The organism is Amycolatopsis sp. NPDC049868, assembly GCF_044461365.1.
Taxonomy (GTDB): Bacteria; Actinomycetota; Actinomycetes; order Mycobacteriales; family Pseudonocardiaceae; genus Amycolatopsis.
Window position 1 is genome coordinate 253348 of record NZ_JBITKV010000009.1, and the last position, 23561, is coordinate 276908.

20 protein-coding genes and 1 pseudogene are annotated in these 23561 nt (G+C 68.7%); 7 read left to right on the forward strand and 14 right to left on the reverse strand.

Annotated elements, in window-relative coordinates; genetic code table 11:
- Positions 1-3 precede the first annotated feature (3 nt).
- On the reverse strand, positions 4-1224 hold the full coding sequence (locus ACIBTM_RS32020; RefSeq protein WP_395880880.1) for a methyltransferase domain-containing protein: 1221 nt from the start codon (positions 1222-1224) through the stop codon (positions 4-6).
- 107 nt (positions 1225-1331) lie between these two features.
- On the opposite strand from ACIBTM_RS32020, the gene ACIBTM_RS32025 reads away from it, so the two are divergent.
- Together ACIBTM_RS32025 and ACIBTM_RS32030 are read left to right on the forward strand one after the other, a co-directional pair.
- Positions 1332-1865, forward strand: coding sequence for a MarR family winged helix-turn-helix transcriptional regulator (locus ACIBTM_RS32025; RefSeq protein ID WP_395880881.1), 534 nt, complete (start codon positions 1332-1334; stop codon positions 1863-1865).
- Positions 1866-1972: 107 nt separating this feature from the next.
- The gene (locus ACIBTM_RS32030; RefSeq protein ID WP_395880882.1) at positions 1973-2581 is read left to right on the forward strand and encodes a dTDP-4-dehydrorhamnose 3,5-epimerase family protein; all 609 of its coding nucleotides are present in this window, start codon (positions 1973-1975) and stop codon (positions 2579-2581) included.
- 26 nt (positions 2582-2607) lie between these two features.
- On the opposite strand, the gene ACIBTM_RS32035 is transcribed toward ACIBTM_RS32030, so the two are convergent.
- The 12 genes and pseudogenes from ACIBTM_RS32035 to ACIBTM_RS32090 form a co-directional block, all read right to left on the reverse strand.
- Complete coding sequence (locus tag ACIBTM_RS32035; RefSeq protein WP_395880883.1) at positions 2608-3768, reverse strand: glycosyltransferase; 1161 nt, start codon at positions 3766-3768, stop codon at positions 2608-2610.
- 187 nt (positions 3769-3955) lie between these two features.
- Complete coding sequence (locus tag ACIBTM_RS32040; protein ID WP_395880884.1) at positions 3956-4711, reverse strand: BTAD domain-containing putative transcriptional regulator; 756 nt, start codon at positions 4709-4711, stop codon at positions 3956-3958.
- Complete coding sequence (locus tag ACIBTM_RS32045) at positions 4708-5643, reverse strand: BTAD domain-containing putative transcriptional regulator (RefSeq protein ID WP_395880885.1); 936 nt, start codon at positions 5641-5643, stop codon at positions 4708-4710. The genes ACIBTM_RS32040 and ACIBTM_RS32045 overlap by 4 nt, the downstream gene beginning before the upstream one ends.
- Positions 5644-5878: 235 nt before the next feature.
- Positions 5879-6244, reverse strand: a pseudogene (locus ACIBTM_RS32050) (transposase); the annotation flags it as partial.
- A gap of 120 nt (positions 6245-6364) precedes the next feature.
- Positions 6365-7225, reverse strand: coding sequence for a cupin domain-containing protein (locus ACIBTM_RS32055; RefSeq protein ID WP_395880886.1), 861 nt, complete (start codon positions 7223-7225; stop codon positions 6365-6367).
- A 27-nt stretch (positions 7226-7252) separates the two neighbouring features.
- Positions 7253-7537 (reverse strand): acyl carrier protein, encoded by a 285-nt coding sequence (locus tag ACIBTM_RS32060; RefSeq protein WP_395880887.1) that lies wholly within the window; start codon positions 7535-7537, stop codon positions 7253-7255.
- A gap of 42 nt (positions 7538-7579) precedes the next feature.
- Positions 7580-8755, reverse strand: a complete 1176-nt coding sequence (locus tag ACIBTM_RS32065) for a ketosynthase chain-length factor (RefSeq protein WP_395880888.1) — start codon at positions 8753-8755, stop codon at positions 7580-7582.
- Positions 8752-10017 carry a beta-ketoacyl-[acyl-carrier-protein] synthase family protein gene (locus ACIBTM_RS32070; RefSeq protein WP_395880889.1) on the reverse strand — a complete coding sequence of 422 codons (1266 nt, stop codon included), beginning with the start codon at positions 10015-10017 and terminating at the stop codon, positions 8752-8754. The genes ACIBTM_RS32065 and ACIBTM_RS32070 overlap by 4 nt, the downstream gene beginning before the upstream one ends.
- Complete coding sequence (locus ACIBTM_RS32075; protein WP_395880890.1) at positions 10014-11459, reverse strand: NDP-hexose 2,3-dehydratase family protein; 1446 nt, start codon at positions 11457-11459, stop codon at positions 10014-10016. The genes ACIBTM_RS32070 and ACIBTM_RS32075 overlap by 4 nt, the downstream gene beginning before the upstream one ends.
- A complete protein-coding gene (locus ACIBTM_RS32080; protein ID WP_395880891.1) occupies positions 11456-11767 on the reverse strand; it encodes an antibiotic biosynthesis monooxygenase family protein in 312 nt (103 codons plus the stop codon). Before ACIBTM_RS32080 ends, ACIBTM_RS32075 begins: the two co-directional genes overlap by 4 nt.
- On the reverse strand, positions 11764-12102 hold the full coding sequence (locus ACIBTM_RS32085; protein ID WP_395880892.1) for a TcmI family type II polyketide cyclase: 339 nt from the start codon (positions 12100-12102) through the stop codon (positions 11764-11766). Before ACIBTM_RS32085 ends, ACIBTM_RS32080 begins: the two co-directional genes overlap by 4 nt.
- Before the next feature lie 278 nt (positions 12103-12380).
- Positions 12381-12845, reverse strand: coding sequence for an Lrp/AsnC family transcriptional regulator (locus tag ACIBTM_RS32090; RefSeq protein ID WP_395880893.1), 465 nt, complete (start codon positions 12843-12845; stop codon positions 12381-12383).
- A 158-nt stretch (positions 12846-13003) separates the two neighbouring features.
- On the opposite strand from ACIBTM_RS32090, the gene ACIBTM_RS32095 reads away from it, so the two are divergent.
- The 4 genes from ACIBTM_RS32095 (at position 13004) to ACIBTM_RS32110 (ending at position 22438) form a co-directional block, all read left to right on the forward strand.
- Complete coding sequence (locus ACIBTM_RS32095; protein ID WP_395880894.1) at positions 13004-16453, forward strand: indolepyruvate ferredoxin oxidoreductase family protein; 3450 nt, start codon at positions 13004-13006, stop codon at positions 16451-16453.
- A 119-nt stretch (positions 16454-16572) separates the two neighbouring features.
- Positions 16573-17697 (forward strand): HAF repeat-containing protein, encoded by a 1125-nt coding sequence (locus ACIBTM_RS32100; protein ID WP_395880995.1) that lies wholly within the window; start codon positions 16573-16575, stop codon positions 17695-17697.
- Between the two features lie 140 nt (positions 17698-17837).
- Positions 17838-18782, forward strand: a complete 945-nt coding sequence (locus ACIBTM_RS32105; protein WP_395880895.1) for an aminoglycoside phosphotransferase family protein — start codon at positions 17838-17840, stop codon at positions 18780-18782.
- Between the two features lie 341 nt (positions 18783-19123).
- On the forward strand, positions 19124-22438 hold the full coding sequence (locus ACIBTM_RS32110; protein ID WP_395880896.1) for a fibronectin type III domain-containing protein: 3315 nt from the start codon (positions 19124-19126) through the stop codon (positions 22436-22438).
- On the opposite strand, the gene ACIBTM_RS32115 is transcribed toward ACIBTM_RS32110, so the two are convergent.
- Entirely contained in the window at positions 22416-22856 is a 441-nt protein-coding gene (locus tag ACIBTM_RS32115) for a hypothetical protein (protein WP_395880897.1), read from the reverse strand. The two genes, ACIBTM_RS32110 and ACIBTM_RS32115, sit on opposite strands and share 23 nt — an antisense overlap.
- A 99-nt stretch (positions 22857-22955) precedes the next feature.
- Between ACIBTM_RS32115 and ACIBTM_RS32120 the strand changes: the two genes are divergently transcribed.
- Positions 22956-23546: a TetR/AcrR family transcriptional regulator gene (locus ACIBTM_RS32120; RefSeq protein ID WP_395880898.1), complete on the forward strand. Its 591-nt coding sequence runs from the start codon at positions 22956-22958 to the stop codon at positions 23544-23546.
- Positions 23547-23561: the final 15 nt, after the last annotated feature.

A 23561-nucleotide genomic window follows, 5' to 3' on the forward strand; every position in this document is an offset into this window, starting at 1 on the left:
CCGTCACACCACCCGGACGTCGGGCACGTAGAGGATCCATTTCCCGCCTGACTCCCGGAAGACCGACTCCCTCCGCATGATCTCGTCGGCGTGGTTCCAGGCGAACAGCAGCGCGAAATCGGGGTAGGGGTCGGCGAACCCGGTCGAGGCGGCCACGGGGATGTGCGCGCCGGGGGTGAGCCTGCCCTGTTTCTCCGGTGTGGAGTCATAGACGGTCTCCACCAGGGTGGGGCCGATACCCGCTCGGTTGGTGACCGTGGCGCTCTTGGCAGTCGCCCCGTAGGCGACGACGCGCTTTCCCTCTCCACGGAGGCGTTCCAGCAACGACACCAGGTCGTCGCAGATCCGGTCGACGCGCCGGGCGAAGTCTTCCAGCGTCGCCGGGGCGTGCAGGGCCCGCCGGTCCTCCTCGGCCAGCAGATCGGCCACGGCCGGGGACGGTGTGCGGGCACCCGCCCGCGCGACGCGGTACCGGACCTCCCCGCCGTGTACCGGAAGCCGTTCGACGTCGACGAGTTCGAACCCGAAACGATGCGCCATGGCGGCCACCGACTTCGCGGAGAAGAGGTAGAAATGCTCGTCGTAGATCTGGTCGAACGAGGCCCGGTCCACGATGTCGCCGAGGTAGGGGTCCTCGAACACCAGGACTCCGTCGGGTTTGAGGAGCACGTCCAGGCCGGCGAACACCGAATCCAGGTAGGGGATGTGGCAGAAGGTGTTGGCCGCGTAGACCACGTCCGCCTGACCGTGTTCGGCGTGCACCCGTCGAGCGGTCCGCTCCTCGAAGAAGTCGGTCAGCACCGACACGTTCGTGGATCGGGCGAGCTCGGCGACACCGGCGGACGGTTCGACGCCGAGGTGCCGTACGCCCCGGCCTGCCACCGTCCGCAGCAGGACGCCGTCGTTGCAGCCGAGTTCCACGAGGAAGGGGTCAGGTCCGGACAGTTCGGTGTCGAGCAGTTCGCGTGCGGTGCGTTCGAAATGGTCGCGCATCACCGACGAAAGCGACGAACGATAGGGATAGCCGTCGTTGAACATCTGCTCGCGGGGAACTTCGTCGATGAGCTGGACCATCGAGCAGGAACGGCAGGAACCGACACGGAGATTGTAGAAATATTCTTTCTCGGCCTCTTCCGCGTCAGCGGGAAAAGCGTCGGACAAGGGCTGCTTTCCCAGATCAAGAAATGGCGTGACAACGCCGTGGCAGACTCGGCACCCGGACATGACGCTCCTTCCGTATCGACGTTGGGTAGCCTGTGTGAACCGGCTCGAGCGGCCGTCTACATCGGGTCGACGGCGACACCGTTGGCGCGAATGAAGCAGGAGGACGAGTGGAGCAGCAGGGGACGGGCGGCCCGGCGTCCGGTGAGGCGCTGAACAGGTGGGCCCTCACCGCCGACGAGAGCAGGCTGTTCCGTGAGTACGTGAGCGCGATGGTCTTCAACGGGCAGGTGACCGCGGACGCGGCCGGGTTGAACACGATCGACCTCTACGTCCTCAACCTGCTGGAACTGTCCGGCGAGGTCTCCGCGGGTGAACTCGCGCGCCGCACCGGGCTCACCACGGGAGCGGTGACCAAGTTGATCGACCGGCTCGTCGGTGCCGGGCTGGTCTTCCGGCGGACCGACGCCGACGACCGGCGCCGGGTTCGGATCGGGATCGTCGAGAGCGCCGCCGATGAGCGGCTCGGCAGTGCGGCCGAACTGTTCGCCCCGATCGCCAGCAGGCTCGACCGGCTGATCTCCACGTTCCCGGAGGCGGAACGGCGGGTCCTCATGGATTACTTCGCTCGCGCCGCGGAGGAACTGGTCGAAGCGACCAGGGAGATTCAGGCCGCGAAACGGACGGTTCGCATACGGGACTGATCCTCGGCAGTCCGAAAGACCGCGGACGAAGTGAATTCTGTTCGATGACTTCACTTCGTCTTCCAGTCGTGCGAGTATTCACCGACGTGATTTCCGGGGAGGCTCGTATGGCCATCGAACGACCGAAGATCGATGGAGTCGTCCTGATGGACGGATTCCGCTATTCCGATCAGCGCGGTGAGGTCGAAGTCCCTTTCGCGGCGCCCGCTTTCAAACACGAAACCGGGCACGACCCCTTCATGATCCAGCAGACGATCGTGACCAGGTCTCGGCGCGGCGCCGTCCGCGGGGTGCATTACACCGCCACGCCGCCGGGCACGGCCAAGCTCGTGCACTGCGTCCAGGGGCAGGTCCTCGACGTCGCTGTCGACCTGCGCGTCGATTCGCCGACCTTCGGCGAGTGGACTGCCATCGAACTGTCCGAAGAGGACACGGTCACCGTGTGCCTGCCGGTCGGGATCGGGCATCTGTGGATTGCCCGCACCGAGGGGGCGACCTTGCACTATCTGCTGTCGGCGCCCTATTCGGCGGACCGCGAGCGCGCGATCCACCCTGCCGACCCGGAGCTGAACCTGCCCTTGCCTCCGGTGGAAGAGCGCCTGGTGTCCGAACGCGACGGGTCCGCGCCGACGCTGCGGGACGCCCGCGCCGCCTGCCTGCTGCCGGATCTGGCGGCGTGCGCCGCCGCCCTGCGCGCCATGGAACCTTCCCGGTAGGCGCTTGGCCGGGGGCCGCTCGACGGTCAGCCGTCGATGTTCGCCACCAGAGCACGGCCCGCGTCGACCACGCCGGGCCTGCTCTGCTCCACTGCCGCGCGGGCCGCCGCCGACCGGCGCATCCCGTCGTCGGCGAGCACCTTCTCCACGGTCGCCCGGATGGCGGCGTCGCCCTCTTCGAGATCGAGGATGACCCCGGCGCCGCAGCGGGCGACTCGTCCGGCACTGTGCACGGTGGCGAAGTCGGCGAATCCGGACGGCGCGATGATCTGGGGAACGCCGCCGACGAGCGAGGTCGCCACGGTGCCGTCCCCGCCGTGGTGCAGAATCGCGTCGCAATCCTCGATGAGCAGTGCCAAGGGTTCGTCCACCTTGACCGTGACCCGATCGGACGCCGGTGGCGCCAGCTCCCGCGAGTGTCCCGGCACGGCGACCACGATGTCCAGATCGACGCTGTCAAGCGCTGTCACCACCGCCTGCATGGGCGCGAGGTCGCCGGTCACCCAGGAATGCGTTCCGCCGAGGGTGACCGCGAGCCGAGGACGGCGGTCGGCACCGTCGCGCCGTTCCGCCGCGCCCGCACCGTTGTAGGGCACGTAACGCGCGGGGATGCTCGGCCTGGCGTCGTCGAATTGCAGTAGCGGGGGACAGACGTCGATGCCTTGATCGCCGTCGAGCGCGGAGATGTCGGTGCCGGCGCGGTCGAGCAGGTCGCCCAACAACCTGTGCTCGATCTCCCGCCAGCCAGGCACGCCGCCGGCGAAGTCGGGCCCGAACAGGAATCGGGCCGTCGGTACGCCACCGGCGCGTCCAAGGATGGCGGCCGCGTAGCACTGCCAGTCGAAGACGATCAGATCGGGAGACCAGCTGTGCAGTACCTTCTCCAGATCCTCGGCCATCAGCTCCGTCACCCCTCGGAAAAAGCCGAGGTTCTGGAACATGTTGTGGCGCGGGTCGGCGGCCGCGTCCCCGTCGCCCCGTCCGTGCAGCTTCGCCCGCATCTCGTCGGTCATCACCGGGTTCTGCCCGACCTGCACCGAGGTGAGCCCGGAGGACACGACCGGGCCGGTCAGCGCGGGCGGGTGGGCGACGCGGACGTCGTGCCCGTCCGCGCGCATCGACCAGGCAAGCGGAACCATCGGGTAGAAATGGGAATTCTGCATCGAGACCGCGAAGAGGATACGCACGGACAAGACTCCGTTCGAGAGTTCGCATGGCTTCGAGAGCCGCGGGCGCTGGCCCCCGAGCCACTCTCGCGCGGTCTGCTCGACTATGTGTGGAGACTCTGTCGCGCCCTCGGGACCGCGGCTTGCCGCCCGTGTTCATGAAGGAATTGGGACAGTCAGTGTCGCGATTCCTTCATGAACAAGCCGATCAGACCGGCTCTCGCGCGGCCTCCGCGTAGGCCGTTTCGACGACGGTCGCACTGGCCACTCCGGCTTCGGAAAGGAGCCGCTTGCGGAACCGGTGAAGATGTCGGGCCGCGTCGTGCCGCCGTCCCCTGCCCGCGAGCGAGCGGATCAGGCATACGTGGGCTGTTTCGTTCAGCGGGTCGTCCATCAGTACGGACCGGGCGTCGGCGATCACGTCGACGAGCCGTCCGCTGCGGTACGACGCGGTCAGTTGCGCGGCGCGGGCGGCACGGCGCAGCCTTTCCAGTCGCTCGGCGACGGCCTGCACACGGGGGCTGTGGTCCACGTCCGCGAGGGCGGTGCCGCGCCACAGGGCCAGCGCTTCCCGGTACGCGTCGGCGACCACGGGCCGGGCGAACGCCGACCGGTCGGCCTCTCCCGCGCGGCGCTCGAACTCGCACCAGTCGAGCAGGGAACGGTCGATCTCGAGCCGGTATCCGCTCCGCGTGGTGCGGATTCGGCCAGGTGATCCCGGCAGCGTGTGCTTGCGCAGCTGGTACACGTAGGTCTGCAGCGTGGTGGGCCAGCTACTCGGCGGATTGCCCAGCCACAGTTCGTCGACAAGGAGATCCCTCGGCACGTCACGGTCGGCTTCCACGAGCAGCAGCGCCAGCAGCAAGCGCTGTTTGGAGGCGCGGATCGCGCGATCGTCGATGAACGAGCCGACCGACATCGGGCCCAGTACTCCCAAGGGAGCGGACGGTGATTCGGTGCTCATCGCGCCTCCGCGAACGGCAGGACGAGGGCGTCGGCGGACAAAACCTGCTTTTGCAACCGCATCAACGGAGCACAGGGCTCCAGCCCGAGCTCGTCGATCATCCCTTGACGCAGGGTCGCGTAGACGTCCAGTGCCTCCTGACGCCTGCCCGTGGCCGCCAGCGAATACATGAGGTAGCCGTTCAACAGCTCGTTCAGCGGGTGCTCGCGGATCAGGGGGCGCAGTTCCTCCACCGCTTCCCTGTGTCGGCCGGCCTCGATGTTCATGGCGATGAGGTGTTCGGTGGCGCAGAGCCTCATCTCGGCGAGTCTTTCCCGGTACGCGAGGATTCGCGGACCTGGCCAGACGTCCACGAACGGAGTGTCCTTGTAGAGCTCGAGTGCTTCCTTGAGGAGGCTGGAGGCGGCTTCCCGGCCTTCGTCGGTACGGCGAGCGTGGTGGATGAGTTGCGTGAACCGGTGCGCGTCGACGTCCGTCGGGACCCCGGCCAGTTCGTAGCCGAGTGGACGAGTCACGATTTCCGGTCCTGGCGGACGGCCGAATGCGCGACGGATCTGATAGATGTAAGTTTGCAACGTGCGCAGCGCACTGTTCGGCGGATCATCTCCCCATACCTCGTCCACCAGATCGTCGACGTGTACCGCGCGACCGATATTGATCATCAGCAGAGCCAGTATTGCGCGGGGTTTCGGGGAAAGGGATTCCACCGAAGTGTCCGCTCTCGGAACCTGTAATACGCCAAAGCTTTGGTATGTCATGGTCCCCCCTGGGATAAGACACTGGTTCACACGATTGGTTTGCTCCTTGTCGATTCGACGCCCAGTCGGGTTGCGAGTGTGGAGCGGAACGTGACCGGCCCCCAAGCCGGACGGTTCGCTGTCGATCGCGGGCGCGAATTTCTTTTCGTGGGCACACCGGATCGCCGCCCCCACCGCATCGCCGGCGACGGCGCACTCCCCGGTGACGCCTCAGTTCTGCCGGTGTGAAGTCCCCCGGACGCCGAGCGCTTTCCCGTCCGTCGGTGCAGCGAATCCGTGGTTGCAAACGTTCATGGACTCCCCCTTGCCGACCGGCCCCCAGGTCGCGTCGACGTATTAGTAATCTTCCAGTCAGAAGATAAATCTAGCAGCTTTTGGTCCGGTTTGTGCCGTTGCCGGTTGTCTGAGTTGGCTCGGGGGACCCGCGTCCGGTTTCGGCCCGCTCCACGGCGGCGTCCACGACCGCGTGAGTCCAGCCGATCAATTCCCGGTCGCGCAGACCGTCGGCGGTACAACGGATTTCCTCCCAGAGCCCCGCCTCGGTCCAGCGGACGAACCAGCGGTGGGCGGTGGGAACCTTCACCCCGAACGTGGGTGGAAGCCATCGCCAGGCGCAGCCGCTGCCGAGCACGTACACGATCGCTGTGAACACCATCCGGGTATCCGCCGGTGCCCGGCCGCCACCCTGTCGTCGTGTTCGAGCCCGGGGAATCAGCGGCTCTACGAGCTCCCAGAGGCTGTCGGGCACCAGGCGTCGTGACAACGCGTCGGGCACGACCGAGGACTTCGTCCGCGAGGTCGGTGCCGCACCAATCGAGACACCCGCCGAATCCGGAAAACCCTGGATTCGGCGGGTGTCCACGTCATTTTGTGCGGTTTTTCCTGTCATGCCCGGCTATGGCAGGGTAGCTGTCGTCTCGGTGTCGACATGTCCCAGCTCGGGCTTCGGCGCGAGAGGCGACATGGTCAGCACGGCCCGCACGGTCTCCTCCCCGGCGCACGCCATCCGGTGCCGCACGCCGCGCGGGATGACGAACGAGCTGTCCGGCCCGATCTCCTGCCGGTGCTCGCCGAGGGTCAGTTCCATCGTCCCGGTGATCACCGTGACGCGCTCTTCGGAGTAGGGGTGGTAGTGCTCGGTCACACTCTCGCCGGGCCGGATCGTGGCGATGACGAGAATCCCTTCCCGCGCGCCTCCAGACCGGGGGCTCAAGACGATCCGAAGGTCCGCGCCGCGGCCCGGCAACGGTTCCACCTCTCCGGTCTTGACCACCGACACCGGCGCCGCGGGCTGCTCGGCGGGCGGCGGCGAGTCGCGGCGCTCGATGTTGTCCTTGATGACGCGCATCTGCTCCGCCGTGTTCCGGTTGAGCCGTTCGATGAACGCCTCCTCGGTGAACGGCGCGTCCGGGCGGACGGCGAAATCCTGCCGCCACCGCATCCGGGTGCCTTCCGGGATCTCTTCGTACGTCCAGTGCAACTTCATGTATTCGAACGGGCCTTTTTCGACCCGGTGCGCACGCACCGTGCGGGTCCGCCGATCCGGTGTGCGGTCCGAGACCCAGCTCCACACGCGACCGTCCGGATCCGGGTGCAGGGTCAGGCGGATGCGCATGGTCGGACCGTTACGTTCGACGATCTCCGCACTGGCGTATTCGGAGAACAAGGACGGCCAGGACTCGACGTCGTTCGTCATGTCCCAGACGAGGTCGATCGGGGCGGCGATGGCGATGCTGTTGTCGGTGTGGCCTGCCATGAAAGGCTCCTGAGTACGTCGGGCCGGTCAGCGGCCGTTGAGGGCGGTGTTGACGAGGGCGATCAGTTCACGAGGGGTGCGGATCTCGACCACGACCTGGTCCGGCAGGACGGTGCCCCACCGAGCCTGGATCAAGCCGGCTGTCTCGAGCAGCGCCAGCGAGTCGTAGCCCAGGTTTTCGAACTCGGTGTCGAGGAAGTCGGTCGACACCGCGTCGGGCGTCCCCGCCGCCTGCGTCAGCAACTCGGTCAGCAGCGCCTCGTCGAGCTGCTCGTCAGAAGGCGCCGGTGTCCGCGGTCCGGTTTCGGTCATCGGGTTTCGTCCTTTCGTGATCGGCCGTGGTCTGTGAGGCCTTCACCGCGTCACCACGACGGCCGCGTTGAACCCGCCGCGGCCGCGCGCCAGGATCAACGCGGCCGACAGCGAAGCCGGACGTGGCCGGTCGAGCACGAGATCGAGGTCCTCCGGTGGCTCGCGCACGCCGATCGCGGGCGGCACGACGCCGTCGCGCAGGGCGAGCAGGGCATGCGCGGTGTCCAGCGACCCGGTCCCGGCGCAGGCCCGGCCGGTCATCGTTTTCGGAACCGAGATGGGCACTCCGCGCACACCGAACAGCTCGACCAGGACGCGCTCTTCGGCCCGGTCCAGCTCGGGGACTCCAGCGGCGTCGGGCAGGACGAGGTCGATGTCCCCCGGGGAGAGCCCGGCGTCGCGCAGCGCGCCCTCGGCTGCCCTGCGGAGCCCCAGACCGGGTTCTTCGGCAGCACCGTCGAAGGTCGAAGCGTGCCCCGCCAGGAACCCGTACCCGGTGCCCGGACGCTCGTCGTCGGGTTCCACGATGAGGATCGCGCCGCCTTCGGCCGGGACGCTGCCGTCGGCGTCGGGATCGAACGGCCGGTAGACGTGACCGTCGATACCGCGGGCGATCCTGCCGCCTGCCAGATGGGCGACCCAGCCCCAAGGGCAGAGGTTGGAGTCGACCGCGCCGGTGACCACGAGCCGGCTGCCGCGTCGCAGGTGACGCCGCGCCTGGGACAGGACGTCCAAACCGCCCGCGTCGTCGGTCACGACGACACCCGACGGCCCTCGCATCCCGTGCCGGATGGAGATCTGGCCGGTGTTGACCGCGTAGAACCACGCGAACGACTGGTACGCGCTGACGTGCCCAGGCCCCTGCGACCAGAGCTTCCCCAGTTCACGCTGCCCGAACTCGTAGCCGCCTGCCGACGCGGCCGTCGCCACGCTCATCGAGTACTCGGGGCGGCCCTCGGCCGCACCCGCGTCGGCGAGCGCCTCGTCCACGGCGGCGAACGTCAGCCTGGTCATGCGATCGGTCTGGGGGAGCAGGCGCGGGGGAACATGGTCCTCGGCGACGAAATCCGGGACTTGGCCCGCCATTTTGGCCGGATACGCGTCGTACTGCTCCAGCGGGCTGATCCCGGACTCGCCTCGCAGCACCGCCGCCCAATGTTTCTCGACACCGAGCCCGACAGGCGACACCACACCGAGCCCGGTCACCGCCGCCCTCATCGTCCCCGCACCTCGCCTCTGGCGAGGACGACGGCGCTCTGGAAGCCGCCGAAACCGGAGCCGATGCTGAGCACGCGGTCCATCGAGTGATCACGGGCCATCCGGGGGACGTAGTCCAGATCGCATTCGGGATCGGGGGTCCACAGGTTCGCGGTGGGCGGCACGATCTGGGCGTCGAGCGCGAGGGCACACGCGGCGAGTTCGATCGCCCCGATGGCGCCGAGTGAATGGCCGACCATCGACTTGATCGAACTCATCGGTACCTGGTGGGCGTGCGGTCCGAGGGCCTTCTTGACCGCGGCCGTCTCGTGTCGGTCGTTCTGCCGGGTGCCGGAGCCGTGCGCGTTGACGTAGTCGACGTCGCTTGGGTCGCATCGGGCCTCGTCGAGCGCGGCGGTGATCGCTTCCGCCATCTCCCGGCCGTCGGCACGCAGGCCGGTCATGTGGTAGGCGTTGCACCGCGACGCGGTGCCCGTGATCTCGGCGTGGATCACCGCGCCGCGGCGTCGGGCGAGGTCGAATTCCTCGAGTACGAACATCGCGGCACCCTCGCCGAGGACGAAGCCGTCGCGCGAGCCGTCGAACGGCCTGGAGGCCGTGGCGGGATCGTCGTTGCGCGGACTGGTCGCTTTGATCGCGTCGAAGCAGGCCACCGTGATGGGGGAGATGGGCGCTTCGGTCGCGCCGGCGAGAACGGTGTCGGCGCTTCCTTCGCGGATCAGCTCGAACCCATGGGCGACCGCGTCGAGCCCGGACGTGCACCCCGCGGAAATCATCGAGACGGGCCCCTGCACGCCGTGACGGCGCGCGATCTCGGCGGGCATGGAACTCGGGACGAAATAGTCGTAGAGATGCGGAACGGCCCGTTCGTGGTCGACGACCCACCGCGAGCCGCCGTGGCTCACCTCGGCGTACTCCCGGTCCAGTCCGATGGTCGCGCCGACCGCGCTGCCGAGCGCCACACCCCAGCGCGTCGGATCGTCGGCGGGGGAGAGACCGCTATCGCGCAGGGCCTCGTCGGTGGCGACGAGCGCGAACTGCGCGGCCCGGTCGAGCCGCCCGGCCTCCTCGTCGTCGAACCCGAAGTCCGACGGCCGGAAATCGCATTCGGCGGCGATCCGCGAGCGGAACGACGAGGGATCGAAATGCGTGATCCCGCGGGTCGCGGTGCGGCCGTCCGCGAGCAGGTCCCAGAACGCCGCGGTCCCGGTGCCACCCGGCGCGACGACGCCGATCCCGGTGATGGCAACGCGTCGGTTCACGATTCCCCCCTTGCCGATGGTGTCGACAGGCTTTGCAGGCAGGCGAAGAGACTTCGCGCCTGGACATTGAGGTAGTGGCTGTGCCGCAGCAGTTCCTGCAACTGCCCGACGGTCACCCAGAGATAGCCGGGCGGCACGGCCGGGACGTCCGCCTCGACGATCACGTACCGAGTCTCGGTGCCGAGGAAGCGGCCGCCCTCTTCGGACATCACGCAGTCGAACCGGATGTCCGGCGCGCTCGCCCCCTCGACGACGTCGAAGAAGGGGGGAGCCGGCAGGTCACGCAGAGACCGGACAGTCGCCGGAGTGCATTGGACGCTGGGAGCCAGCTCGACGGTGTCGACCAGACCCGGCTCGGCCCGCAGCTGCAAGAGCACATGCAGTACTCCCTGCTTCTCGTGCACGAGGAAAGCGGCCAGGCCCTCGCCCCTGGCGGCGAACATCGGCTGCGACCAGCCGTCCACCTCCCGGCCGCTTGCCCGCACGGCGACACCGACGATCTCGAAGAACGCGCCGCTCTCGTGCCGGATGAGTCCGTCCCGCCGGTGCCAGCCCGTCGTTTCGTTCAGCGGTACTGGGCTGGTGGAAACCTCGATGCTGGTGCGGGCTTCGGTGACCGCGCTCAGGACGGCGGTCATCTCGTTCACGCCGTCGATCCGCGCCACCGAAGCCTGGAAGGCGGCGGCGAACCGGCCGAGGGCGGGTACGGCGTCTGTTCCGAGGGCAAGGCAAGAGAGAACGGTGCGCGAGTCCATGTTGACGACGTTCTCGACCGCCAGGAGGTGGTGGATCTCGGCGAGGGTGAACCAGCGGAAACCGTCCTGTTCTTCGACCTCGGGCCCCACTTCGACGACCATGTTGCGATTGCGCTTCCGCCGGAACCACGCCCCTTGTTCGGATTGGCGGACGTCGGCGACGACGCGGTGTCTCCCACGTTCGAGGAAGTGCTCCAGGTACGGCACCGATCGTCCTTTGTGGACTCGGGTGTAGTTGCTGCGGGTCGCCTGCACGGTGGGGGACAGCTGATGGCCGCCGGGGTTTCCAGGCTCCGCCTTGGCTTGGAGGAGAAAGCGGGCGACTCCGTCGTCGGTCCGGGTGAGGATTCCCAGAACGCCGACCTCGGGTTGGTCGATGATGGGCTGACGCCAGCGGCTCACAGCACCGTTCTCGACGCGCACCTCGATCCCCTCGATCGAGAAGAAGCGCCCGCTCTCGTGATGGATCGTTCCCGTCGCGGGATCGGTCGCCCATCCCTCGAGATCGTCGAGGTCGACCCGCTCGACGGTCATCGGCTGCCGCCGGTTCCGTTCGGCCAACCAGTCCAGGGTCGTCGTGCGCCGCGCTTCGGTCGCCACGTCGGCCAACGCCGAACGGGCGAGGGCCGGCTCGGCGCCACCACTCCACTGCCCGGCGGCAGGTCTGATCGGATAGTGAATGGTCATCGCCGGTCCTCCCGTGGGTGGTGACCGGCGACGGACAAGCCACGGAAGTCGCCGCCTGTCCGGATCGGTCCGATCCTCGCTCGGTGCGCGGCGTGCACCGCACTCGCCTCGAACGCGCGGAACGCCGCTTCGTCCACCCAGTCGCTCATGATCGTCAGCCCGGCACCGTCCGAGGCGAAGAGCCACTGATCCAGGACCCCGGTGGCGGTGGCGACCTCGGCCGCCATCTCAGGCCAGAGAACGAGGAAGCGTTCCACATCCGGGGGATCCATCCGCAGCTCGATCACCGCACGGAAGCCGGCGTTCACACGAGCCCCCAGTCGTAGAAGCGGGTCGCCCGCGAGTCGAGCGGTCCCCGCCAGGTGACCGGGTCCCACGGAGTCACCAGCTCGTCGACGGCGGCGCTGATGCGCGCGAAGCCCGGGTCTTCGGCACGGGCCCATCGAAGGCGATCACCCAGTCCCGGTGTGGCCTCGATCAGATGCGCGTACACGCCGTGGAACCGGAACAGCGAGCGATGCCGTACCCCCAGCCGCGACGGCAGCCCGGTCGCGTCGGACTCGGCGAACAGCCCCGCGACCCGCCGCGCACTCGTCTCGGGCATCCGCGCCACCATCAGCGTGCGCTCCACCCGCTCGCTCATCGGATCTGTCGCCCGGTAACGAGAAATCGGACCATGATCAGACTCTCCGTTTCGGCTCGGTACTCGGTGGGTTCCGCGCCGACGACGCTGGCATGGCCATCTCGACTGTCATTGGTGAAGGAGACGAACCCGGTACACGACGAACCGCTCGCCCCGACGCGGCCCGCGCGCCGGATCACTGATCAACGCCGTCGCTCCCGGAGTCGTGGACACCCCGGCCGCCGCTTGGATCTTCGCCGACGTACTTCAAGGAGCGAGCAAGGCGGCGGCGTGATGGCTCACGAGGAGTGGGGCCACTGCTGCCCCCGCGTCCAGGAATCCAGCACCATCAGCGTCTTCGTACCCGTCACCTGGTGATGCCGCCGGATCTCGTCGATGGTGCGCTGCAGATGGGCCATGTCCCGCACCCGCAGCCAGACGAGCGCGTCCGGGTCGCCCGCGATGGTGAACACCGCCTGGGCCTCGGGCATCCGGGTGGTGGTGCGGACGATCTCGCCGACCTTGGTGGTCCCGGTGAACCGCAGTTCGGTGAACGCCTCGATGCCCCAGCCGAGTTTGGCGTGGTCGATCTGGACGGTGTACCCGACGATGACGCCGTTCTCCTGCATCCGGTCGATCCGGCGTTTGACCGCCGCGGTGGACAGCGTGACGCGGGCCCCGATGTCGCCCAGGGTGCGCCGAGCGTCCTCGCGCAGCAGTTCGAGGATCTCGCGATCGGTCTCGTCGATGAGCTGGTCCGCCATGAGCCAGGATGGTACGCAGACGCAACGGATATCGGCCAGAGGAGAAGATGGGCCGGATTTTTTGCGTGCCGGGTGCCAATAGACTGCCGCCTGTTGCGACGGCCCGCGCGGTCGGGTCTCCTGTCGTGACGTCACGCGGGGGTGCCGAAGGAGGTCTGGTGGAGCAGTTCACGTTGGAGGACCGGTATCTGCGGGAGGACGGCACCGTTTACCTGAGCGGTGTCCAGGCCCTGGTCCGGATGCTGTTCGACCGGGTACGGCACGACCGCGCCGCCGGGGCGTCCCCCGCCGTGTTCGTCTCGGGTTACGAGGGTTCGCCGCTGGCAGGCTACGACCTCGAACTCGGCCGCCGCTCCCACCTGCTCGAGAAGCACGACGTCGTGCACCGACCCGGCCTGAACGAGGAGCTCGCCGCGACCGCGGTCATGGGCAGCCAGCTCACCGCGTCGGTCGGCTCGTCGCGCGGCGGGGTCACCGGGTTCTGGTACGGCAAGGCACCCGGGCTCGACCGGGCGACCGACGCCCTGCGGCACGCCAATCTCGCGGGCACCGACCCGGCGGGCGGCGCGGTGGCGCTGGTCGGCGACGATCCGAACGCAAAATCCTCGTCGGTGCCGTGCGCCTCCGAGCTCGCGCTGGCCGATCTGGCGATGCCGGTGTTCTTCCCGTCCGATTCCCAGGACGTGCTGGACTTCGGGCTGCACGCCGTGGAGCTGTCCCGGGCGAGCGGGCTGTGGTCGTCGATGAAACTCGTGGCGAACGTGGCCGACGCCGCGAGCACCGCGCACGTCCGGCCTGCCTGGACCGCGCCGGAGCTTGCGCTGCCCGCGTACCGGCACAAGCCCAGCTCCCGGCTGCTCGGCACCACGTTGATGGCGCTCGAACGCAGCCTGTACACCGAACGCCTGCCGCTCGCCGTCGAATACGTGCGTGCGAGCGGGGTCAACCGGATCGTCCACGAAGGACCGGCGGACCGCGTCGGCATCGTCACCGCCGGAAAGTCCTATTTGGACTTGATGCAGGCGCTGCGGTTGCTCGGTCTGGACGCCGACGCGTTGTCCCGGCACGGGATCCGGATCCTCAAGCTCGGTGTCATCCACCCGCTCGAACCGTCGATCGTCCGCCGGTTCGCCGACGGGCTCGCCGAGATCGTCGTGGTGGAGGAGAAGCGCTCGTTCGTCGAATCGGCGATCAAGGAGGTGCTGTACGGCACCGCGGGCGCGCCCGCCGTGTACGGCAAGACCGGTCCGGACGGCCGCACCCTGTGCACTGAACTCGGCGAGCTCGACCCGGAAGCCATCGCGCGGGTGCTGGCCGCTCGGTTGAGTGAGCACCACGAAATCCCGTCGGTGACCGCCTGGCGGCAGCAGCGCCGCCGCGAGCGGATCTCCGTGCCGTTGCTGGCCAGGACGCCGTACTTCTGTTCCGGCTGCCCCCACAACTCCTCGACCAAGGTGCCCGAGGGCACGGTGGTGGGTGGCGGCATCGGCTGCCACGCCATGGCGCTGTTCATGGAGCCGGAACAGGTCGGGGACGTGGTCGGCCTGACCCAGATGGGCGGCGAGGGCGCGCAGTGGCTCGGGATGGAGCCGTTCGTCGACGCCTCGCATTTCGTGCAGAACATCGGTGACGGCACGTTCACCCATTCCGGCAGCCTCGCGGTGCGGGCGGCGGTGGCCGCCGGGGTCAACATCACCTACAAGATCCTCTACAACGCGACGGTCGCGATGACCGGGGGACAGGACGCGGTCGGCGGGCTCTCGGTGGAACGGCTGGCGTCGCTGCTCCTGGTCGAAGGCGTCGCGAAGGTGGTCATCACCAGCGACGAGCCGAAGCGGCTCCGCGGCGTCCGGATGCCGGACGGCGTCGAGGTCCGGCACCGCGACGAACTGCTGAGCACCCAAGAGGAATTGGCCAGCGTTCCCGGCGTGACGGTGCTCATCCACGACCAGGAATGCGCCGCCGAGAAGCGCCGCAAACGCCGTCGCGGCAAACTGGACACCCCGGCCACCAAGGTCGTGATCAACGAGCGGGTGTGCGAGGGCTGCGGTGACTGCGGCGAGAAGTCGAACTGCCTGTCCGTGCAGCCGGTCGGCACCGAGTTCGGCCGCAAGACCGCGATCCACCAGTCGTCGTGCAACGTGGATTACTCCTGCTTGGCGGGGGACTGCCCGTCGTTCATGACGGTGGTGCCCACCGGCCGCAAACACCGGCGGAAGGCCGGGGAGATCACCGCGGCCGAACTGCCGGAGCCCGAGACCGACGGCACCGATTTCACCGTGCGTATCACCGGGGTCGGCGGGACCGGCGTGGTCACCGTCGCGCAGATCCTCGCCACGGCCGCCGTGCTCGAAGGCAAGCAGGTCCGGACGCTGGACATGACCGGGCTCGCGCAGAAGGGCGGCGCCGTCGTCTCGGATCTGAAGATCACCGCCGAGCCGACGCCGCAGGCCCCGAAACTCGCCGCCGGGGAGTGTGACCTCTACCTGGCCTGCGACGTCCTCGTCGGCGCGGATCCGGCGCATCTGACGGTGGCGGACGCCGGCCGGACGACGGCCGTGGTCTCCACGACAGAGGTGCCGACCGGCCGGATGGTCGTCGACACCACGGTGTCCTTCCCCGACGCGGCTGCGGTGCTCGGCCCGATCTCCGACAGCACGGCGCGGACGGTGGCGCTCGACGCGCGGGAACTGGCGGAAACCCTGTTCGACGACGACCAGTTCGCCAACATCCTCCAGCTGGGCGCGGCCCACCAGACCGGCGCCATCCCGCTGGACGCGGCCAGCCTGGAACGTGCGATCGAACTCAACGGGGTCGCCGTCGCGGGCAACCTCCAGGCGTTCCGTCGGGGCAGGCAACTCGTCGCCGATCCCGACGCACTGCACGCCGTGGTAGCCCCGCCCGCCGTCGCCGCGACCCCCGCCCCGTCGGCGGCCGTCCTGCGTGCCCGTGCGCTCGTGCACGCCGAGCCGGGTTCGGAACTCGCGCGGCTGCTGGACATCCGTGTCCCCGAACTCGTTCAGTACCAGAACGTTCGCTATGCGCGGGAGTACGCCGAGTTCGTCGAGCGCGTCCGGGTCCTGGAAGGCGACTCGACCGCCATCACCGAAGCGGTGGCGCGGAATCTGCACAAGCTGATGGCCTACAAGGACGAGTACGAGGTCGCGCGGCTGTCGCTCGATCCCGTCGTGCTCGCCGGGATCGAGGCGGAGTTCGGCGTCGGGAGCCGGTACGCCTACCGCTTGCACCCGCCCTTCCTGCGCGCGCTGGGGATGAAGCGGAAGATCGCGCTGGGCCCCAAGTTCCGCCCGGTGTTCGTCGCACTGCGCGCCGCGCGGAAGCTGCGTGGCACCCGGTGGGACCCGTTCGGCAAGGCACACGTCCGGAAGGTGGAGCGGGAGCTCGTCGGGCAGTACCGGGAAACGATCCTCGCCGCTTTCGGCACCGAGGAGGCCGATCGCGGCAGGCTACTGGCCTTGGCGGAGCTGCCCGATCTGATCCGCGGCTACGAGGACGTCAAATTGGCGAATGTCGAGGCCTACCACCGGGAACAGTCGGCGCTCCTCGCCGATCTCGTCCGGGCGGACCGGCTCGGCGCGAACATCTGACGCGCGCGATTCGTGACGCGAGTGCATTAATGTCGCCCCGGGGTCCGCACATCCACACCACTGGATCGGATTGGGGAGTCATCGTGATGAGGAATCGTGTGCCGGTCGCGCGAAGACGGATGTTCACGCTGGTGGCGGCTTTTGCCTTGGTCACCGGCGCGGTGACGGGGACCGCGCGGGCCACCACGGCGGGGCCGGTGGATCTCGGCACGCTGCCAGGGGACGACGAGAGCACGGTCCTCGCGGTCAACGAGGCGGGGGAGATGGTGGGGCTGTCGCTCGTGGGCCCGAACCCGAAGCGCAGCCATCCGGTTCGCTGGGACGCCAACGGTCAGATCATGGCGCTGCCCACGCCGGGAGGCACCGAGGGGCAGGTGCGTGCCATCAACAGCCTCGGGGTGTCCGCGGGGTACGTGCTGACCGCGACCACCGCCGTACCCGCCCGCTGGGACGCCGCGGGGCAGGCGACCTTACTGCAGCTTCCGCCCGGCTATCACAACGCCACCGCGTGGGCGATCAGCGACACCGACGTCGTCGTCGGGAACTGGCTGACGCCGGACGGCCAGTACCACGGGTTCCGCTGGGACCCCGATGGCACGGCCACCGACCTGGGCGCGCTGCCCGGCGAGACCTGGAGCATGACCGAGGGCATCTCCGGCGACGGCACCATCATCGTCGGCAGCGCGGTCCGTGCCGCGGCGAACCAGGCCGCGCGGTGGGTGAACGGCGGGCCGATCACCGAGCTGGCGCCGCAGGGGGTGAGCAGCGGGGCGAGCCGGATCAACAAGGACGGCGTGGCCGCCGGAGTCTTACGGGAGACCAGCAGCGGGCCCCCGATCCCGGCGAAGTGGGATCGCGACGGCGTGCTCCATCCCCTGGACTGGCCCAGCCCTCACACGGTGTGGATCTACGGGATCGGCTCGACCGGTTACGTGGTCGGTACCGGCTACCTCAACCCGCCTCGCCGATCGGCCCTGCTCTGGGACCTCGACGGCGGCGTCACCGCACTGCCCGACGACGGTCTCGGTGCCGACGCCGAAGCGGTCGACTCCCACGGCACCGTGGCAGGCACTTTCCGGAGCCAGGCGACGGTCTGGTTCCGGGACGGGGAACGCCGTCAGCTCGGCACGCTGCCGGGCGGCACCCGTAGCCAGGGTTACCGGATCACGGACAACGGCCGTGTCGTCGGAACCGCCTCCAACGCGGCAGGGAAGTCGCACGCGGTGTACTGGACCCTCGGTTAGCGACCTGAGGGTGCCGTCGGGAAGCACGTCGCGAAAGCCACTTTCGAGACTTCAGATGTCCCGAAAGTGGCTTTCGCGACACCTCGACTGGCAGCTGTGTCCGCCGAATATCCGCTGGACGGCACGACGAGACTCGGTGTGTGGATTCCCGTCGAGCAACGAGCACCACTCCGGATCTGGGGCCGATACCGCGGCGGATCACCGTCGACGCGGCGCAGGTGCGCCGGCTGGTCGGCGAGCAGTTTCCGGAGTGGGCCGGTCTTCCGATCCGGCCGGTGGCCGAATCCGGGTGGGACAACAGGACTTTCCGGATCGGCGACGACATGGTGGCGCGGCTGCCGAGCGCCGCCGAGTACGCCTTGGCGGTGGACAAGGAACAGCGCTGGCTCCCGCTGCTCGCTCCACGGCTGCCGCTGCCCGTCCCGGTTCCGCTGGCGAAGGGACGGCCTGGTGCGGGTTATCCCTTCGACTGGTCGGTCTACCGATGGCTCGACGGCGAACCCGCGAGCGCCGGCCGTATCTCCGACCCGGTCCGGTTCGCCCTCGATCTGTCCGGTTTCCTGGCGGCGCTGCGGGCCATCGACACCACGGACGGCCCTCAGCCGGGCAAACACAACTGGTTCCGGGGCGCCACCCTGCGCACCTACGACGCGCAGGCCGAGCGCGCGCTCGCGGCGTTGGACGGCGACATTGACACCGATTCGGCGCGAGAGGTCTGGAAGACCGCGCTGGACACCCCCTGGGACGGAACGGATCGCTGGTTCCACGGCGACATCGCGCCGGGGAATCTCCTGCTCGAGGGCGGGGAACTGGCGGCCGTCATCGATTTCGGTACCTGTGGCGTCGGCGATCCGTCCTGTGACCTGGCGATCGCCTGGACGTTGCTGACCGCCGACGGCAGGCGAGCGTTCCGCGAGCGGCTTTCGGTCGACAGCGCGACGTGGGGGAGAGGCCGCGGTTGGGCGCTGTGGAAGACGCTGGTCACCTGCGCTCGGACGCGGGGCCGCACCGACGAGGAAGCGGTGAACGCGCGTCGCGTCTTGGCGGGGATTCTGGCGGGTCCTTCCGACCTCCGCCGAGCCTGACCCAATCGCGGCCCTGTTGGCCAGTAACCACCCGCGCGGGGGTGGCGGCGGATGTTTTGGGGTCGCGGCTGACAGATTCACGAACGGCGAATCGACCGCGTATGACAAAGACGAAGAATGGTCGCGCGGGCTCTGTGATTTTGCTTGCCTGGCGAGCCTCGTGGGTGTGTTAATTCCCTGTGGCATACCCGTAAATGTGCACACGCGCCCGCTGGGAAGAGCCCGCGAAAGCGGGCATTAATCGTTTGTCCGATGGTTTCGGCGGGTGTGGTCTATGTGTTGGAGAGGGACCTGTGAAACACAGAAGACGTAGTCGAAGACTGGCCGGTGGCATCGCCCTCGTGAGCACGGCGGCCTTGGTGGCACTGGGTCTCACGATCGGCTCGGGCACCAGTGCCGCGGCTCCGGGTGAGCTCACGCAGAATTACTCGTGCCCGTTCCCGTTGATCGGTAATCAGAACGTCTCGGTCACCATCAAGACCACGCAACCTTCGACGATCGAGACCGGGAAACTCACTCCCGCCATCGAGATCACCGCCGTGTCCAACGCGGGCAAGACGGCGACGGAAGGCCTTCGTCTCGTCGGTGCCGAATCCATCAAGGGCACCGCGAAGGCGACCTCCACCGTGACGATGCCCGGCAGCCAGGGCACGATGACGGTGAAGGTCGATTCCGACGTGCCGAAGCAGCCCATCCCGGCGGTGGGCAACGACCTCGTCGTGAACGCCACGGGCAGCGCGCCCGCGCTGAGGTTCGATCAGCCCGGCACCGCGACGCTCGCCGTGAACAACCTGCAGCTGGTGATGACCCCGCTCAAGGCCGACGGCACCGAAACCGGTCTCGGCACTTTCACTTCGGACTGCACGCTGGCGGCGGGGGCCGAGACCGTCCTGCAGACCTACACGGTGACCGGTTCGCCGGTCACCCCGGAAGCCGTTGTCGGCACGGGGAACCGCCCGCCGCTGAAGCAGGTCTACAGCTGCCCGTTCCCGTTGATCGGCAACCAGAACGTCACGGTCGACATCAACGCCACGCTGCCCGACACGATCCCGGTGGGCCAGTTCACCCCCAAGATCGATATCACCGCCGTCTCCAACGCGGGCGCGACCGCGACCGAAGGGCTCCGGCTCGTCGGTGCCGAGACCATCAAGGGATCGGCTCTGGCCACCTCGCTGGTTTCCAGCCCGCAGGGGCATCTCGCGGTCGGCGTGCCGACGGGTATCCCGCAGCAACCCATTCCGCCCAAGGGCAACGACCTGATCGTCAACGCGACCGGTTCCGCGCCGTCGCTGCGGTTCGACCAGCCGGGGACGGCCACGCTGTCGGTGCACGATCTGGTGCTGACCATGACGCCGTTGACGGCCTCCGGCGCGGAGACCGGCCTCGGCACGTTCGTCGCGGACTGCACCCCCGCGAGCGGCCAGGCCAACGTGCTGCATACCTTCACCGTCACCGCGGCGGCGGACACGACCGCGCCTTCGGCTCCCGGCGCCGTGACGGTCGGTGAGGTCACTCAGAACAGCGTCGCGCTGTCTTGGGGCGCCGCCACCGACAACGTCGCCGTGACCGGGTACGACGTCTACGCGGGCGCGAATCTCGTCAAGTCCGTGACGGGGACTTCGGCCACTGTGGACGGTCTCGCGCCGGACACGGAGTATTCGTTCACCGTCAAGGCGAAGGACGCCGCGGGCAACGTCTCGCCGGCCACCGCGCCTGCCACCGCCCGGACCACGAAGGCCCCGGACACGCAGGCACCGACGACGCCCGCGAACGTGCACTCGACCGGAACCACCCAAACCAGTGTGACGCTGGCCTGGGACGCTTCGAGCGACAACGTCGGCGTCACCGGCTACGACGTCTTGAAGGGCACCGAGGTCGTCAAGTCGGTCACGGAACCCCAGGCCACGATCGACGGTCTGACGGCCGATACCGAGTACACCTTCACCGTCGTCGCGAAGGACGCCGCGGGCAACGCGTCGGCGGCGAGTGCCGCTGTCACGGCGCGGACGCAGGCGGCACCGGACACGCAGGCCCCCGGTGCGCCGGGCAACCCGCGCTCGACCGGTACCTCGGCCTCCAGTGTCGGCCTGGCGTGGGACGCGTCGAGTGACAACGTCGGTGTCACCGGTTACGACGTCTACAACGGTGCCACCCTGGTGAAGTCGGTGACGGAAACCAGTGCCACCGTCGACGGCCTCGCCGCCGACACCGAGTACACCTTCACCATCGTGGCCAAGGACGCGGCCGGGAACAAGTCGGGGCCCAGTGCGCCGGTGACCGCCCGGACCGCCACCGCTCCCGACACCGAAGCGCCCAGCGTTCCGGCCGGTCTCGCCACGACCGACATCACTCAGTCCAGCGTCGCGCTGTCCTGGAACGCGTCGAGCGACAACGTCGGTGTCGTCGGCTACGACGTGTTCAACGGCGGCACCTTGGTGAAGTCGGTGACGGGGACTTCGGCCACTGTGGACGGTCTCGCGCCGGACACGGAGTATTCGTTCACCGTGGTGGCGAAGGACGCCGCGGGCAACGCGTCTGCCGCCAGCGCCGCGGTGACGGCGCGGACGCAGGCCGCGCCCGACACTCAGGCTCCCACCGTGCCGGGCAACCCGCGCTCCACGGGGACCACTCAGACCAGCGTGAGTCTCGAATGGAACGCGGCGACGGACAACGTCGGTGTTGCCGGCTATGACGTGTTCAACGGCGGCACCTTGGTGAAGTCGGTGACGGGGACTTCGGCCACTGTGGACGGTCTCGCGCCGGACACGGAGTATTCGTTCACCGTGGTGGCGAAGGACGCCGCGGGCAACGCGTCGGCGGCCAGCGCCGCCATCACCGTCCGGACGCAGGCCGCGCCCGACACGGTGGCTCCCGGCGTGCCGGGCAACCCGCGGTCCACCGGGACCACGCAGACCAGCGTGAGCCTCGCGTGGGAAGCCGCGACGGACAACGTCGGCGTCACCGGGTACGACGTCTTGAAGGGCACCGAGGTCGTCAAGTCGGTGACGGGGACTTCGGCCATTGTGGACGGTCTCACGGCCGACACGGAGTACACCTTCACCGTGGTCGCCAAGGACGCCGCGGGGAACAAGTCGGCCGCCAGCGCGCCGGTCACGGCGAAGACCCAGCCGAACACGTCCCCGATCGTCAAGTACAGCTATGACCTGACCGGCAAGACACAGCTGAAGAAGCTCTCCGGCCCGATCGACCTGCGCGGTGGCATCAACGCCGCGATCAGCCTGGCGAACGGGACCTTCGAGGCCGATCTGACGCTGAACCCGACGAGCGCGAACCTCACGCTCTGGGGCTTCGTCCCGGTCAACGCGAAGATCGAGTTCGCGTCGGCGGGCAAGACCACGGGCACACTGGCCGACGGCGTGCTCAAGTCGACCTCCGCGGTGACGGTCAAGCTGCCCCGGATCAGCGTCTTCGGCTTCCCGGTCTCGGCGAGCGCGAAGTGCCAGACGAAGACACCTGCCCAGATCCCGCTCCAGTCGAAGGCGGGCTTCGACCCGCTGGCCGGTGGCAAGCTCACCGGGTCCTACACCCTGCCGCCGCTGCAGGGCTGTGGGTTCCTCAACGACATCATCACCGCCGTCACCTCCGGCCCCGGCAACACGGTGGAGGTGAACCTCAAGCCGCGTCCGGTCGGCTGATCCCGCGCGATCCCTGATCCGGCCCCGTCGCATCTCGCGGCGGGGCCGGTTCGGCGCGGCGGATTCCGGCCAGCAGCAGCGCGGTCGCGACCAGGAGGATCGGCCACGGCGTGAAAAGGAGGACCGCGGCGATCAGCAGGGTCCAGATCCCCAGCGCCCACGCGATGAACCGGGGCGGGGTGATGCCGCGCCGGTCCAGCCACAGCACGGTCAGGCCGACCAGGACGAGCGGCACACCGAAACTGGCCGCGCTGAGCCAGAAGGCGCTGTTCGCGGGGCTCATGGCGGCGAGGTCGTCGTGCCACAAGGCCCCGCTGAACCAGGTGCCGGCATGACCGGCGGCCTTCATCACCGTGAGGGCACCGAGGGTGTGGGCCGCGCCGAACAGTGTGATGAGCCAACCCGCCCATTTGATCATGTCAACTCCCCGGTCAGTGTTATACGGTTGCGTATAACTTCAGGCTAGACCGGTTATACGGTGGCGTACAACCAGTGGAGAGGTGAGGTGGGCCACGGCATGGGCGCATTGCGCACACCGCGTGAGAAGTGGGTCGAAGAGGGGCTGCGGGCACTGGCGGAGGGCGGCGTGGAGGCGGTGCGCGTCGAGGCTCTCGCCAAGGCGCTCGAGGTGACCAAGGGCGGGTTCTACGGCTACTTCGCCGACCGCGCGGCTCTGCTGGAGGCGATGCTGGACGCCTGGGAGTACGAAAGCGTGGACGAGGTCCTTGCTCGCGTTGAGCAGGAGGGGTGCGACGCGCGGGACAAGGTCCGGCTGGCGGGCCGGCTCACCTTCTCCGGTGGCCGGCTGCTGCCCATCGATCTGGCCGTTCGCGACTGGGCTCGCCGCGACGAGGCGGTGGCCGAACGCCTGCGGCGGGTGGACAACCGGCGGATGCAGCTGGCCCGCGACGGGATCGCCACGTTCTGCGCCGACCCTGACGAGGTCGAAGCCCGTGCGCTGCTCGCCTTCTGTGCGGCGATCGGAAACCACTTCCTCGCCGCGGACCACCCGGGGCAGACCCGGATCCAGGTCCTCGCTCGCGCCGCCGACCTCATCCTCGGCGGACCGCCCAGTGATCCCAGCCGCTTCACCGGACCACCGGCGTGACTGGTCCGGGTTACT